This is a genomic window from Streptomyces sp. NPDC059895 (genome assembly GCF_042731035.1).
Classification (GTDB): Bacteria; Actinomycetota; Actinomycetes; order Streptomycetales; family Streptomycetaceae; genus Streptomyces.
The window spans coordinates 318,070-332,011 of the sequence record NZ_JBHWKO010000004.1 but is presented as its reverse complement, the minus strand read 5'-3'; the positions used below and the strand labels follow the sequence as shown (position 1 = coordinate 332,011).

General features: G+C 69.9%; 14 protein-coding genes and 1 pseudogene. 8 read left to right on the top strand and 7 right to left on the bottom strand.

Annotated elements, in window-relative coordinates:
* Nucleotides 1-92 precede the first annotated feature (92 nt).
* The 3 genes from ACFV9M_RS07295 to ACFV9M_RS07285 all read left to right on the top strand — a co-directional run bounded on the left by ACFV9M_RS07295 (nt 93) and on the right by ACFV9M_RS07285 (nt 3,811).
* Nucleotides 93-1,919, top strand: a complete 1,827-nt coding sequence (locus ACFV9M_RS07295; RefSeq protein WP_385069451.1) for an acyl-CoA dehydrogenase — start codon at nt 93-95, stop codon at nt 1,917-1,919.
* A gap of 168 nt (nt 1,920-2,087) precedes the next feature.
* Complete coding sequence (locus ACFV9M_RS07290) at nt 2,088-3,437, top strand: M18 family aminopeptidase (protein WP_385069450.1); 1,350 nt, start codon at nt 2,088-2,090, stop codon at nt 3,435-3,437.
* Between the two features lie 125 nt (nt 3,438-3,562).
* A complete protein-coding gene (locus ACFV9M_RS07285) occupies nt 3,563-3,811 on the top strand; it encodes a DUF6458 family protein (protein ID WP_385069448.1) in 249 nt (82 codons plus the stop codon).
* 32 nt (nt 3,812-3,843) lie between these two features.
* Here ACFV9M_RS07285 and ACFV9M_RS07280 read toward each other — a convergent pair whose 3' ends face one another.
* The 5 genes and pseudogenes from ACFV9M_RS07280 to ACFV9M_RS07260 form a co-directional block, all read right to left on the bottom strand.
* Nucleotides 3,844-5,679, bottom strand: coding sequence for an NHL domain-containing thioredoxin family protein (locus ACFV9M_RS07280; RefSeq protein ID WP_385069494.1), 1,836 nt, complete (start codon nt 5,677-5,679; stop codon nt 3,844-3,846).
* Between the two features lie 246 nt (nt 5,680-5,925).
* Nucleotides 5,926-6,342: pseudogene (locus ACFV9M_RS07275) on the bottom strand (DUF3696 domain-containing protein); the annotation flags it as partial.
* A gap of 662 nt (nt 6,343-7,004) precedes the next feature.
* Nucleotides 7,005-8,174, bottom strand: a complete 1,170-nt coding sequence (locus ACFV9M_RS07270) for a DUF262 domain-containing protein (protein ID WP_385069447.1) — start codon at nt 8,172-8,174, stop codon at nt 7,005-7,007.
* A 10-nt stretch (nt 8,175-8,184) separates the two neighbouring features.
* The gene (locus ACFV9M_RS07265) at nt 8,185-8,400 is read right to left on the bottom strand and encodes a hypothetical protein (protein WP_385069445.1); all 216 of its coding nucleotides are present in this window, start codon (nt 8,398-8,400) and stop codon (nt 8,185-8,187) included.
* Nucleotides 8,397-8,834, bottom strand: coding sequence for an ATP-binding protein (locus ACFV9M_RS07260; protein ID WP_385069443.1), 438 nt, complete (start codon nt 8,832-8,834; stop codon nt 8,397-8,399). The genes ACFV9M_RS07265 and ACFV9M_RS07260 overlap by 4 nt, the downstream gene beginning before the upstream one ends.
* A 222-nt stretch (nt 8,835-9,056) precedes the next feature.
* On the opposite strand from ACFV9M_RS07260, the gene ACFV9M_RS07255 reads away from it, so the two are divergent.
* Genes ACFV9M_RS07255 through ACFV9M_RS07240 form a run of 4 tightly spaced genes read left to right on the top strand, consistent with a single transcriptional unit; the run spans nt 9,057 to nt 10,861 of the window.
* Nucleotides 9,057-9,902, top strand: coding sequence for a helix-turn-helix domain-containing protein (locus ACFV9M_RS07255; protein WP_385069442.1), 846 nt, complete (start codon nt 9,057-9,059; stop codon nt 9,900-9,902).
* A 9-nt stretch (nt 9,903-9,911) separates the two neighbouring features.
* Nucleotides 9,912-10,115, top strand: a complete 204-nt coding sequence (locus tag ACFV9M_RS07250) for a DUF397 domain-containing protein (protein WP_385069441.1) — start codon at nt 9,912-9,914, stop codon at nt 10,113-10,115.
* A gap of 11 nt (nt 10,116-10,126) precedes the next feature.
* Nucleotides 10,127-10,324 (top strand): DUF397 domain-containing protein, encoded by a 198-nt coding sequence (locus ACFV9M_RS07245; protein ID WP_385069439.1) that lies wholly within the window; start codon nt 10,127-10,129, stop codon nt 10,322-10,324.
* A gap of 42 nt (nt 10,325-10,366) precedes the next feature.
* Nucleotides 10,367-10,861 (top strand): LURP-one-related/scramblase family protein, encoded by a 495-nt coding sequence (locus ACFV9M_RS07240; RefSeq protein WP_385069437.1) that lies wholly within the window; start codon nt 10,367-10,369, stop codon nt 10,859-10,861.
* Nucleotides 10,862-10,883: 22 nt separating this feature from the next.
* On the opposite strand, the gene ACFV9M_RS07235 is transcribed toward ACFV9M_RS07240, so the two are convergent.
* Nucleotides 10,884-11,681: a carbon-nitrogen family hydrolase gene (locus tag ACFV9M_RS07235; RefSeq protein ID WP_385069435.1), complete on the bottom strand. Its 798-nt coding sequence runs from the start codon at nt 11,679-11,681 to the stop codon at nt 10,884-10,886.
* A gap of 187 nt (nt 11,682-11,868) precedes the next feature.
* Between ACFV9M_RS07235 and ACFV9M_RS07230 the strand changes: the two genes are divergently transcribed.
* Nucleotides 11,869-12,693 carry a maleylpyruvate isomerase family mycothiol-dependent enzyme gene (locus ACFV9M_RS07230; protein ID WP_385069434.1) on the top strand — a complete coding sequence of 275 codons (825 nt, stop codon included), beginning with the start codon at nt 11,869-11,871 and terminating at the stop codon, nt 12,691-12,693.
* 83 nt (nt 12,694-12,776) lie between these two features.
* Here ACFV9M_RS07230 and ACFV9M_RS07225 read toward each other — a convergent pair whose 3' ends face one another.
* On the bottom strand, nt 12,777-13,676 hold the full coding sequence (locus ACFV9M_RS07225) for a D-alanyl-D-alanine carboxypeptidase family protein (RefSeq protein WP_385069432.1): 900 nt from the start codon (nt 13,674-13,676) through the stop codon (nt 12,777-12,779).
* Nucleotides 13,677-13,942 lie beyond the last annotated feature (266 nt).

Genomic DNA, 13,942 nt, shown 5'->3' with positions numbered 1-13,942 from the left:
CATCATCTAGCTACTTGCTACTTGTTGGTACGTGAACTAGCGCGAGGATCCAGTGCCTCGCCGATCTCTCTAGGGAGCCGGGAGCCGTCGCCATGGGGCACTACAAGTCGAATCTCCGCGACATCGAGTTCAACCTCTTCGAGGTGCTGGGCCGCGACAAGCTGTACGGCAGCGGTCCCTTCGAGGAGATGGACACCGAGACCGCCAAGAGCATCCTCGAGGAGCTGACCCGCCTCGCGGAGAACGAGCTGGCCGAGTCCTTCGCGGACGCCGACCGCAACCCGCCGGTCTTCGACCCGGAGACCGGCACCGCGCCGGTCCCCGCGTCCTTCAAGAAGAGCTACCAGGCCTTCATGGACTCCGAGTACTGGCGCCTCGGCCTGCCCGAGGAGATCGGCGGCACCACCGCCCCGCCGTCCCTGATCTGGGCGTACGCCGAGCTGATCCTGGGCGCCAACCCGGCCGTGTGGATGTACTCCTCCGGCCCGGCCTTCGCGGGGATCCTCTTCGACGAGGGCAACGAGGTCCAGAAGAAGATCGCGCGGATCGCCGTCGAACGGCAGTGGGGCTCCACCATGGTCCTCACCGAGCCCGACGCGGGCTCCGACGTGGGCGCCGGCCGCACCAAGGCGGTGCCGCAGGAGGACGGCTCCTGGCACATCGAGGGCGTGAAGCGGTTCATCACCTCCGGCGAGCACGACATGTCGGAGAACATCCTCCACTACGTGCTGGCCCGCCCCGAGGGCGCCGGCCCCGGCACCAAGGGCCTGTCCCTCTTCCTCGTCCCGAAGTACCTCGTCGACGTCGAGACGGGCGAGCTGGGCGAGCGCAACGGCGTCTACGCCACCAACGTCGAGCACAAGATGGGCCTGAAGGCCTCCAACACCTGCGAGATGACCTTCGGCGACCGCCACCCCGCCAAGGGCTGGCTGATCGGCGACAAGCACGACGGCATCCGCCAGATGTTCCGCATCATCGAGTTCGCCCGCATGATGGTCGGCACGAAGGCGATCTCCACCCTGTCGACGGGCTACCTCAACGCGCTGGAGTACGCCAAGGAGCGCGTCCAGGGCCCCGACCTGGCGAACTTCATGGACAAGACCGCGCCCAAGGTCACCATCACCCACCACCCCGACGTGCGCCGCTCGCTGATCACGCAGAAGGCGTACGCGGAGGGCATGCGGGCGCTGGTGCTGTACACCGCCTCGGTCCAGGACGCGATCGCCGTCAAGGAGGCGAACGGCGAGGACGCGACCGCCGAGCACGCGCTGAACGACCTGCTCCTGCCGATCGTCAAGGGCTACGGCTCCGAGAAGGGCTACGAGCAGCTCGCCCAGTCGCTCCAGACCTTCGGCGGCTCCGGGTTCCTCCAGGAGTACCCGATCGAGCAGTACATCCGCGACGCCAAGATCGACACCCTGTACGAGGGCACCACGGCGATCCAGGGCCAGGACTACTTCTTCCGGAAGATCGTCCGCAACCAGGGCGCGGCCCTGAACTCCCTCGCCGAGGACATCAAGAAGTTCCTGGCCCTCGGCACCGGCGGCGAGGAGCTGGCGGGCGCCCGCGAGCACCTGGCCAAGGCGGCCGTGGAGCTGGAGGCGATCGTCGGCCTGATGCTGACCGACCTCGCGGCCACCGAGCAGGACGTCAAGAACATCTACAAGGTGGGCCTGAACACCACCCGCCTGCTGCTGGCCTCCGGTGACGTGGTCGTCGGCTACCTGCTGCTGAAGGGCGCGGCGGTCGCGGCGGAGAAGCTGGAGACGGCCTCCGCCAAGGACACGGCGTTCTACACCGGCAAGATCGCCGCGGCGAAGTTCTTCGCGGCGAACGTCCTGCCCGGCGTCACCCTGGCCCGCAAGGTGGCCTCGGGCGTCGACCTGGACCTGATGGAGCTGGACGAGGCCGCCTTCTAGCCACCGCCCAGCCACCTTCCCGGGGCGGTGGCCGGGTGGTGGCTCGGGCGGTGGCCCGGTCACCTTCCCGGCGTACCGCCCGTGGCCGCCACGAACTCCACACCGTCCACACGAGGGCCCGCTCCTTTCGCCAGGAGCGGGCTTTCGTACGTCGTTAAGGTGAACTCCATGAGCGAACCTGCCCGCCCGCCCTCCGGCGCCACCCCTCCGGGAAGCGCCTCGCGCGCTCCTGCGGCCTTCGACCGCGGCCACACCGACGACCTCATGTCCTTCCTCACGGCGAGCCCGTCGCCGTACCACGCCGTGGCGAACGCCGCCGAACGGCTGGAGAAGGCAGGGTTCCGGCAGGTCGCCGAGACGGACGCCTGGGACGGGACGAGCGGCGGGAAGTACGTGCTGCGCGGGGGCGCCCTCGTCGCCTGGTACGTCCCCGAGGACGCCGCCCCGCACACCCCCTTCCGGATCGTCGGCGCGCACACCGACTCCCCCAACCTGCGCGTCAAGCCGCTGCCCGACACCGGCGCGCACGGCTGGCGCCAGGTCGCCGTGGAGATCTACGGCGGGCCGCTGCTCAACTCCTGGCTCGACCGCGACCTGGGCATCTCCGGCCGCCTCACCCTGCGCGACGGCTCCACCCGCCTGGTCGACGTGAGCCGGCCGCTGCTGCGGGTGCCGCAGCTCGCCATCCACCTGGACCGCGCGGTGAGCAGCGAAGGCCTCAAGCTCGACAAGCAGCGCCACCTCCAGCCCGTGTGGGGACTGGGCAACGACGTCCGCGACGGCGATCTGATCGCCTTCCTGGCGGAGTCGGCCGGCCTCGCCGCCGACCAGGTCACCGGCTGGGACCTGATGACGCACTCCGTCGAGCCGCCCGCCTACCTGGGCCGCGACGAGGAGCTGGTGGCCGGGCCGCGCATGGACAACCTGCTGTCCGTGCACGCCGGCACGGCGGCGCTGGCGGCCGTGGCGACCGCCGGCACCGCCCTGCCCTGCATCCCGGTGCTCGCCGCCTTCGACCACGAGGAGAACGGCTCGCAGTCGGACACCGGCGCGGACGGACCGCTGCTCGGCAGCGTCCTGGAGCGTTCGGTGTTCGCGCGCGGAGGGACGTACGAGGACCGGGCGAGAGCCTTCGCCGGCACCGTCTGTCTCTCCTCCGACACCGGGCACGCGATCCACCCCAACTACGCGGAGCGGCACGACCCGACGCACCACCCGCGCGTCAACGGCGGCCCCATCCTCAAGGTGAACGTCAACAACCGCTACGCGACGGACGGTACGGGCCGCGCGGTCTTCGCCGCCGCCTGCGAGAAGGCGGGCGTCCCCTTCCAGTCCTTCGTCTCCAACAACTCCATGCCGTGCGGCACGACGATCGGCCCGATCACCGCGGCCCGGCACGGGATCCGCACCGTCGACATCGGCGTGGCCATCCTGTCCATGCACAGCGCACGGGAGTTGAGCGGCGCGGACGACCCGTACCTGCTGGCGAACGCCCTGGTGGCCTTCCTGGAGGGCTGAGACGCGGTCGATGGAGCACCGGCCGACGGTCCGTGAGGAACCGTCACCGCATGGGAGTTGACCGCCGGGGTACACGGGTTCGGGGAACCGGAACGACCGGTACACCGGACAGGGAGGCGACACTCATGGGCCTCGGCGGGTGCATCATCCTCATCGCCGTGGGAGCCATCCTCACGTTCGCGACCGACTGGGACATGCAAGGGGTCAACCTCGACCTGGTCGGAGTCATCCTGATGATCGTCGGCCTGATCGGCGTGACGACCTTCAGCAGTATCGCCCGGCGCCGCCGCGTGATGGTGCCGCCGGCCTCGACCACCGTGGTCGAGACGGACCGGCACCACCGCGACGGATACAGCGACGGGTACGGCGTGTGACCGCTCCCGGCATCATGTGACCGCTCCCGGGATCAGGCGTCCAGGCCTGCCAGCACCAGCGGCAGCCGGTCGGCGCCTGACTCGGTGAGCACCACCGGAACACCCCAGTCCTGCTGGTGGACATGGCAGGCCGGGTATTCGTTCGCGGGGTCGTCGTCGCAGGACGCGGCCATCGCGGAGACGTGCAGCACCCCTTCCGGGACCGCCGGGTTCAGCTCCAGCACGCGCGCCAGCTCGGTGTCCGCGCCCTCCCCCGACAGCAGCAGCTCGGGCGGGGTGGCGGAGACCAGCAGTCGGGTCGAGGGGCCGTACCGCGTGTCGAGCTTCTGACCGGCCGGCGCCTGGAAGATCACGTCCAGCCGGAGCCTGCCCGGCGCCACCTCGGTGGCGGCCCGCCGCGTCCGGTGGGCGACCGCCTCGACGCGGACCGCCTCCTCCGGCAGCCGCAGCCGCGTCAGCCGGTGCCGGGCCGACTCCACGACCACGATGTCGTCGCCGACGAGCACCGCGTCACTGGGCTCGCGCAGATCCGTGGCGAGCGTGGTGACCTCGCCCGTCGCCGGGTCGTAGCGGCGCAGGGCGTGGTTGTAGGTGTCGCAGACGGCGACCGAGCCGTCGGGCAGCGCGGTCACGCCCAGCGGGTGCTGGAGCAGCGCCTGCCCCGCCGCGCCGTCCCGGTGACCGAAGTCGAACAGCCCGGTGCCGACGGCGGTACGGACCACGCCGCCGGAATCCACCCAGCGCAGGGCCGAGGTCTCGGAGTCGGCCAGCCAGAGCCGCTCCCCGTCGGGGGAGACCGCGAGCCCGGACGGCTGCGCGAACCAGGCCTCGGCGGCGGGACCGTCGACGAGCCCCTCGTTGGTGGTCCCGGCGGCGACACCGACGGTCCCGGCGGCCGGGTCGTACGCCCACAGCTGGTGCACGCCCGCCATCGCGATCCACACCTTGCCGCCGAACAGGGCCACGTCCCACGGCGAGGACAGATCGACCGACCGGGCCGGGCCGGACGTCGGTGACCCCTGCCACCACTGCTTCCCGGTGCCCGCCGGCGTCGTCACCTCGCCCGAGGCGAGATCGAGGCGGCGCAGGGCGTGGTTGACGGTGTCGGCGACGACCACGGACGAGTCGTCGAGGAGCGCGAGCCCCTGCGGCTCGTTGAAGGAGGCGGTGCCGGCCGCGCCGTCGGCGAAGCCGCGCACACCCGACCCGAACCGCCGCACGACGGTCTCGCCGTCGGCCGCCAGCTCCACCAGCTGATGCCGGGTGGTGTCGCTGACCAGCAGGTTCCCGGACGGCAGCAGGACCGCCTTGCCGGGAAAACGCAGGGCCGTCGGCTCCGGCTCGGGCGCCACGTACGGCCCGTCACCGCGCCGCAGTGTCCCCTTCGCCGCGTGCTCGGCCTCCAGCTCCGTCACCAGCCGCTCGATGGCGTGCACATGTCCCTCGCCCGCGTGCTGGGCGACGACGTACCCCTCGGGATCGATCACGACCAGTGTCGGCCATGCCCGCACCGCGTACTGCTTCCAGGTGGCGAGCTCGGGGTCGTCCAGTACGGGATGCTCGACCCCGTACCGCTCCACCGCGTCGACCACCGCCTGGTGCTCGGCCTCGTGCACGAACTTCGGCGAGTGCACGCCGACGACGACCACGGTGTCCCGGTGCTTCTCCTCCAGCTCGCGCAGCTCGTCCAGGACGTGCAGGCAATTGACGCAGCAGAACGTCCAGAAATCCAGGATGACGATACGTCCGCGCAGGTCGGCGAGGGTGTACTGCCTTCCTCCGGTGTTCAGCCAGCCGCCCTTGCCGATCAGCTCGGGGGCGCGGACACGGAGACGACGGCGGGTCGGGGCCGGGGTTGCTTCGGTCATGGACCCAGGGTGCCACGGTGGCCCGAGAGGCCCGCCGCTCGGTCTCAGGTCGCCAGGTGACCCACGAAGATCCCCACGAGAATGCGGTGGCCGTACGCCGGAATAGGCAGGGAGAAGTGGACTCGGTCGCGGTCCCACAGCCTCTTGCCGTGCCACTCGCAGCGGTAGGTGCCGCCGCCGTAGTCGACGTTGCGCTGCTCCCAGGCCTTCGCGTTCTTCTCGCCGGGCACGGGCCAGCCTCCCGAGGTCGGTTTCGATCTGGTCGAAGAAGCCACTGGGCCAGTGGCTGAGCTCACCCTTGTCGTTGATGTCGATGGGCAGGATCCGGTCATGGTCGAAGTAGTGGGTGACCATGTCCTCCGCCGGGAGAGTGCGGTCCTGCGCGACGGCGAGCCGGGCTCCGTTGAGGACGTGGTCGCTGTGCGTCTCCACCACGACCTGCACCCCGCTGCCCGCCACCCGTGCGAGGAACCGGCCCAGCCGGGACTGTCCCGCCGGGTGCAGGTGCGCCTCCGGGTTCTCCACGATCAGCAGGTCACCCGGCTCGGTCAGCAGGCCGGCGACGATGACCGGCAGCGCGTAGGAGACGCCGAAGCCGGTGTTGACGGGGCGGATCTCCTCGCCGCTCAGGCCCGTCTCGCCGAACCGGATGGTGCCGGCCATGATGCCCACGGCCACCCGTGCGGTGATCCGCAGTGGCCGGATGATCTCCGAGGCCCAGGCCTCGGCCTGGACCCTCAGCTGCGGCCCGGCGGCCTCCGGGTGGTGCAGCGGATCCCTGACCGCCCTGCGGGTGCTCACCGCGCGGGTGTCGCGAAGGGCGAGTACCTGCGCCGTGAACTCTCCCCGTACCCCCACGCCGATCCGGTCGGGCTCCTCGGCCGACACCGAGAGCGTGTCGCGCGGGCCGAGGCGCTCGGCGCACAGATAGGTGAAGGCGGGGTCGGGGACGCTCGGCCCGATGCCGGGGACGTGCGGCACGGGCAGCCGCCGTACCTCCAGGTGCAGCGCCTGCTCCGCATCGGGCAGCCCGAACTCGTACACCCACGACGCGCCGTCCGGGCCACCCAGCCGTACGGTGATCTCCCGTGCGTCGGCCGTCCAGTTGAGCACGTCCCGTGCCTCACCGAGGGCCAGTCCGAGCGGACCGTTCAGCCGTACCGTGCCGCCTGCCCGGCCCGACATGCCGGCCAGCCTCGCCAGCAGCAGGGCCTGGATCGCCGTGCTCTTGCCGCCGCCGTTGACACCGGTCAGGACCGTGAGAGGACGCAGGCCGAACGACTCCGAGGCGAACCGCTTGAAGCCCCGGATGTCCAGGGACGTGATCACCGGCCGGCTCCCGCGTCCGACACGGCGGCCTTGAAGCGGTAGTCCACCCGGAACCGGTCGGAGGTCGAGGAGGTGATGGCGTTGAGATAGGTGACGTCGGTGGTCATCCGCTCACGGGCCGCCCCTACGATCGCTGTACGGCGTGCGCGCAGGTCGGCGGCGGTGTGGTCGGGGTCGGCCAGGGCCATGGACCAGCTCTCGAACAGGGCACGGTTGATCGGGCGGCGCCAGTTCTCGCCCTGCGGCCACTTGCGGAAGGCGTGCTCACCGAAGACGAGGTACGCGTGGGACATCGCCCGCTCGAAGGCGGCTTCCAGCTCCGCCACCTGCCCGTCCGGGACCCTCTTCGGATCGTCCAGCATCTCGGTGGCGTCCATCAGGAACGTCTCCATCGTCGGCCGCTCGTGGTAGGCAACGACGCCCTTCAGCCAGAACGCGGCGAACCGCAGCGCCATCTCCCGGTCGTTCATCCGGATGTGGTCGGTCAGGCGGCCTCCGGTGGCCTGGGCGAAGGCGGCCGTGTGGGTCATCCGGTGCAGGATGTCCCGGCTGCGCGGGTTGCTCATGCAGTGCCGGATCTCCTGGGCGTTCAGCGGGGTGCCGCCGGTGTTGATCCGTTTGAAGATCTCGTACGTGACCCCGCGCGGTGTCGTCGGGTCGATCACGTTGACGATCAGTTGGGTGTTGTTGATCCTCCGCTGGAACGGCACGGGCAGATCGCTGAACCGCAAATCCTTCAGGTCGTCCAGGTGCTCCAGCTTCCCGAGGGCGAAGCCGTCCGCACCGCCCCGGACGAACGCGTGCAGCGTGGAGAGCCGTTGGAGGCCGTCGACGACCCGGAAGGCCCCGTCCGCGTCCTCGGCGAAGTAGAACGCGGGCAGCGGGATCTGCAACAGCAGGGACTCGACCAGCAGGGACTTCTGGTCGGCACGCCAGACCCGCAGCCGCTGGAAGTCCGGGGCGATCTCGATGGAGCCCTCGTCGATCTGGTCGAGGATGTTGCGCAGGGAGAACTGGCTGGTGTTCACCCGGATCTGGTCCGGGTTCCACGGCCGCTGGATCTTGGTGGTGTCCTCGCCGGTGTCCTCCACCTCGATGTCCGTGGCGTGTCCTTCGAACACGTCTTCCACCACGTCCGGAACCGTCTGCGCGCCGTCCATAGCCATGAAGGTCATCCTAGGGGCGGGGCATCCGGGGCTCCGGCGGTCCGCCGCACTGATGCCCGGCGATGCGGAGTACGTCCGTCAGGCACTCGATCAGGCGGCCTGCGATCCAACGGAGTTCGTCTGCCGTGAGGCGTGCGCCGTCGTCGACCATCGGACGGGCGAGGCCCAGGACGACGGCCGCGGTCTCCAGCAGGTGCCCGTCGGTCGTCCGCGGATGGTCGGTCACGGTGCCGCCGTTCGCCGGACGGGCAGGTCGAACCAGACCGCCTTGCCGTCCGGGTGCGGGTACCGGTGCCCGCCGTACGGGAGGTCCGGGCCGTGCCCCCAGCGGCCCCCGGTGAGGGCGTCCACCAGGTAGAGGCCCCGGCCGCCGCCCCGCTCCCACGTCTCGGCCGTCACCTCTCTCAGCACCGGCGGGCTCCCGTCGCCGTCGTACACCGCCACCCGCAGCCGCCCCTCCTCCACGGCCAGCCACAGCATCGCGCCGTCCCCGCCCTTCGCGTGCACACAGGCGTTGGTGACGATCTCCGAGGTGCAGAGGGTCGCGTCGTCGATCAGGTCGCCGTCCAGTTCGAGGGCGCGCAGGACGGTGGCGACGAAGTCGCGGGCGATGTGGGGGGAGCTGTCGAGAGGCGGACAGATGAGGGTGTACGAGGGCATGGGGCATCAACTCCGGTGAGGAGAAGGGGTCTGTGCGAGCCTGACCACCACGTCACTGTCCGACGCCCCGGCAGCGGGGGCCGGGGTGGCACTTCCAACGGGGATCGGGCGTGCGGGAGTTGCGGGAGAGTGACCGATCGGCCACTCTCCGTGAGGACATGACGAAGGTACTCGGTATATTTGCTACGCCGCAACCGGGTCACTGGAATTGAGGAGGACGCCATGCCGCCGAGGGCCATCCCCACGGCACGTCAGGTGCGCCTGGGCGCGGAGTTGCGCAGGCTGCGCGAGGCGGCCGGCCTGGTCTCCCGCGACGTCGCCGCCTGGCTCGGCACGAACCAGGCCCAGATCAGCAACATCGAGTCGGGCAAGCACGGCATCAGCGAGGAACGGCTGCGCAGGCTCGCCGAGCACTACGCCTGCGACGACATCCGGCTCGTCGACGCGTTGGTCGACATGGCCAACGAGCGGGAAAAGGGCTGGTGGGAGGAGTACCGGGGCGTCTTGCCCTCCACGGCACTCGACCTCGCCGAGCTGGAGCACCACGCGTCGTACATCCGGGCGTTCCAGGTGGTGCACATCCCGGGAGTCCTTCAGACCGAGGAGCACGTACGCGCGGCTTCGCTTTTCGCGGAACCGAGCCTCCTTGAGGAAGATCGCGAGGCGCGGGTCTCGTTCCGTATGCGGCGCCAGCAGGTCATCGCATCGGGTACGCCGTACGACGTGATCGTCCACGAAGCCGCATTGCGCATGCGTGTCGGCGGCTCCAAGGTCGCCCGAGCCCAGCTTGAGCACCTCCTTCAGGCGTTCGAACGGGAGACGGTCTCCCTTCGCGTCATCCCGTTCGCCGCCGAGGGCTTCGCCGGGGCCGGCTATCACATGCAGTACGTTGGCGGAGTCGTCCCCCAACTCGACACCGTGCAAATCGACACCACACACGGCGCTGAGTTCATCGATGCCGCCGCGAGGCTGAACCGCTACCGCGCCCGGTTCGGAAGCATCGACAGTGCTGCACTCCCGCAGGATGCTTCTCTTGACCTCATCCGCCGTATCGCTCAGGAATTGTGAGAGGCCCCCGTGTACAAAGCTCTCCACTGGCAGAAGTCGTCGTTCTCAGGCGGCGACTCCGACACCGACTGCCTGGAGATAGCCGCCACCTCCACCACCCTCCACCTCCGCGAAAGCGATACTCCCGCCACCCTCCTCACACCCACCCCCATCGCACTGAGCGCCCTGCTCACGGTGGTGCGAAAGACACCGGAACCCGACCCCTCCAGGTGAAGGAACCGCCCATGCCCGACATCCTCCACTGGCAGAAGTCGTCCTTCTCCGCCGACACCGACACCAACTGCCTGGAGATAGCCGCCACCTCCACCACCCTCCACCTCCGCGAAAGCGACACCCCGGCCACGCTGCTCACCCCCACCCCCACCGCCCTGAACGCCCTGCTCACAGCAGCGCGGCAGGCGGGGATCAGCCCGTCGGGCTAGCGGCTGCGTCCCGGTCGGGCCGTCGGGGGTACCCGTAGAGCCATGAGATTCCTCGTGCGCGACCGCATCCTCGGCTTCGGTGACGACTACTGGATCGAGGACGACCACGGCAACCGGGTCTACCTCGTCGACGGCAAGGCGATCCGGATGCGGGACACCTTCGAGCTGAAGGACACCGAGGGGCGGGTCCTGATCGACATCCGACAGAAGATGTTCGCCCTGCGCGACACGATGGTGATCGAACGGGACGGCGAGCCCCTGGCGACGATCCGCCGCAAGCGGCTGTCGCTGCTGCGCAACCACTACCGGGTCGCCCTGGCGGACGGCCGCACCGAGCTGGACGTCAGCGGAAAGATCCTCGACCGGGAGTTCGCCGTGGAGTACGACGGCGAACTCCTCGCCGTGATCTCACGGCGGTGGCTGCACGTGCGGGACACCTACGGCGTCGACGTCGTCCGCGAGGACGCCGATCCGGCGCTGCTGATCGCGGTCGCGGTGTGCGTGATCAACCTGGCGGAGAAGGAGCGGGAGGACTGAGCGCGCCCGGAGAGGCGGGGGCTCAGCGCCGGGGTGCCTCCACACCGAGGACGCGGTCCTTCAGGGCCGGGAACTGCTCCCGGGTCGTCGCGACCTTCCCCGGGTCGAAGTCGACGGTGAGGACCTCCTCGCCCGTGCCGGCCTCCGCGAGCACCTCGCCCCACGGATCGACCACGATCGAGTGACCTGCCTGCGGAACCTCCGCGTGGGTCCCGGCCGTTCCACACGCGAGCACGAACGCCTGGTTCTCCACCGCCCGCGCCTGAGCCAGCAGCGTCCAGTGCGACCGGCGGCGCTCCGGCCAGCCCGCCGGGATCACCAGGGTCTCGGCGCCGGCGTCGACGAGGCCGCGGAAGAGCTCGGGGAAACGGAGGTCGTAGCAGGTGGCCACACCGATGGTGGTCTCCGGCAGCCGTACGGTCACCAGGTCGCCGCCCGCGCCCATCAGCACGGCCTCGCCCTTGTCGAAGCCGAACCGGTGGATCTTGCGGTAGGCGGCGGCGAGATCGCCGGCGGGGGAGAAGACGAGGGAGGTGTTGTAGAGGGTGCCGTCCGGGTCCCGTTCGGGGATCGAGCCGGCGTGCAGCCACACGCCCGCGTCGCTCGCCGCCTTGGCCATCACCTCGTGGGTCGGGCCCTGAAGCGGCTCGGATTCGGTGCCGAACTGCTGGTAGGCGAAGGCTCCGGTCGTCCACAGCTCGGGCAGCACCACGAGGTCGGCCGAACCGGCCTGCTCCCGCACCAGCGAGGCGACCCGCGCCCGCCGAGCGTCGACCGATTCGCCCTCTTCCACGGCGATCTGGATCAGAGAGGCGCGCACACTACCACCGTCCTGGCATTCGAGTCGTCCACACGGGCCTACGATCGTCACACGAAAGCACTGCCGGGGTGCCTCACAGCAGCGTAACTTAGCGTCTCAAGACACCCGCCGACAGCCACCTCCCGCTGGCCACCGCCGCCGCCATCATCAGCCCGCCCGTGTACCGACCGCCGAGGGGTCCCGTTCCGTGAGTCTGCATCCCACCCTCCAGCCCTACGCCGACGCCTGGACCCACTCCATCGAAGCGATAACCGAGCTGGTGCAGCCGCTGGTGGAGGCGGACTGGAACCGCCGTACGCCGTGCCCGGGCTGGTCGGTGCGCGACATCGTGTCGCACGTCATCGGGCTGGACTGCGAGATGTACGGCGACCCGCGGCCGATCCACTCGCTGCCCCGGGACCTCTTCCACGTCACCACCGACCTCCAGCGCTACATGGAGATACAGGTGGACGTCCGCCGGCACCACACGTCACCGGAGATGACGTCCGAGCTGGAGTACACGATCATCCGCCGCAACCGGCAGCTGCGGAACGAGTCGCGCGACCCCGGCGCCAAGGTGCGCGGCCCCCTCGGCACCGAGCTGACGCTCGAGGAGTCCATGCGCAACCACGCGTTCAACGTGTGGGTGCACGAGCAGGACCTGCGCGCCGCGCTCGGCCGCCCCGGCAACCTCGACTCGCCCGGCGCGCACGTCGCCCGGGACGTGCTCCTCGGCGAACTCCCCGGCGTCGTCGCCAACCGGGCCGACGCCCCGCGCAGCTCCGCCGTCGTCTTCGACGTCCACGGCCCGATCGAGTTCCTGCGCACCATCCGCGTCGACATCCAGGGCCGCGGCACCCTGGAGACGGCCCCCGCCCTCGGGCCCGCCGCCTCCTTCGCCCTCGACTGGGAGACGTACGTCCGCCTCGCCTGCGGCCGGGTGAGCCCGGAGGCGGTCGCCGACCGGGTCAAGGCGGAGGGGGAGCCGGAGCTGACGGCCGCGATCCTGCGGAACTTCGCGGTGACGCACTAGCCCGCGCGCCTGTGCGGCCGGGCAACGGAACGGGCCCGTCGTGAACGTCACGACGGGCCCGTCCGCATGCGGGTGGCTGCGCGTCAGCTGATTTTTGCGTAGCCGTAGTTGATGAGCTTCTTCACGTCGGCCGTGCGGTTGGCCGCCGTGGAGGAGGTGAGGACGGTGCCGATCACCGACTCGCCGTTCAGCGTGGCCGCGAAGACCAGGCAGTACTTGGAGTCCGTACCGGATCCGGTCTTCACACCGAGCGTGCCGTTCCAGCCGAGCAGCGTGTTGGTGTTGGCCCACGCCGCCATCGTCCGCGTGGAGCCGGTCTTCGTGACCGTCTTCGCCGTGTAGGACTTGGTCTTCACGACGGTCTTGAAGGTGGAGCTCTTCATCGCGCTGCGGGCGAGCAGCGTGAGGTCGCGCGGCGTCGAGTAGTTGGAGCCGTTGCTGATGCCGTCGAACGAGTCGAAGTGCGTGTTCGTCATGCCCAGGCTCTTGGCCGTGCTGTTCATCTTGGCGATGAACGACTTCACCCGCGCGGCGCGGGTGGTGCCCGTGCCGAACTTGTCGGCGAGCGCGTACGCCGCCTCGCAGCCCGACTTGAGCATCATCCCGTACAGCAGCTGACGGACGGTGACCTTGTCACCGACGATCAGATTGGCCGACGAGGCGCCCTTGGCGACGATGTAGTCGCTGTACGCCTTCTGGATCGTGACCTTGGCGTCCAGGTTCAGGTTCGACTGCGAGAGCACCACCTTCGCAGTCATGATCTTCGTGGTGGAGGCGGTGAGCCTCTTGGTGTCAGCAGCCTTGGCGTACAGCGCCTTTCCGGTGGCGCCGTTCATCACGAACCCGCCCTTGGCGGTGATCGAGGGCGTCGTGACAGCCTGCGCGGGCGCCGCGGTGAGAGCTCCGGTGGCGAGCACTGCGCCGGTCGTCACGACGACGGCCGCGGCCCTGCGGACACGGAAGCCCTTGGTGGCGGTTATCAACTGAAATACCCCGATTACGTCGAATGCCCCTGAGGTGCGGCCGAGTTGCAGGGGAAAGCAGAAGGGGCCGCATGTGTGTGACACGTAAGTAGCACAGATAGTTGTGCGCTTGCTGCGAGGAAATCCTCTTGCGTCCCACCCGTGACCCGTTCGGGGGGCTCTTCGCCCCGGGATCCGCCTTGGGATCCGCACCCGGTCCGCCTCGGGATCCGCCTTGGGATCCGCCCCAGGTCCGCCCCGGGTCCGCCCCGGGGTCCAGCCCAAGT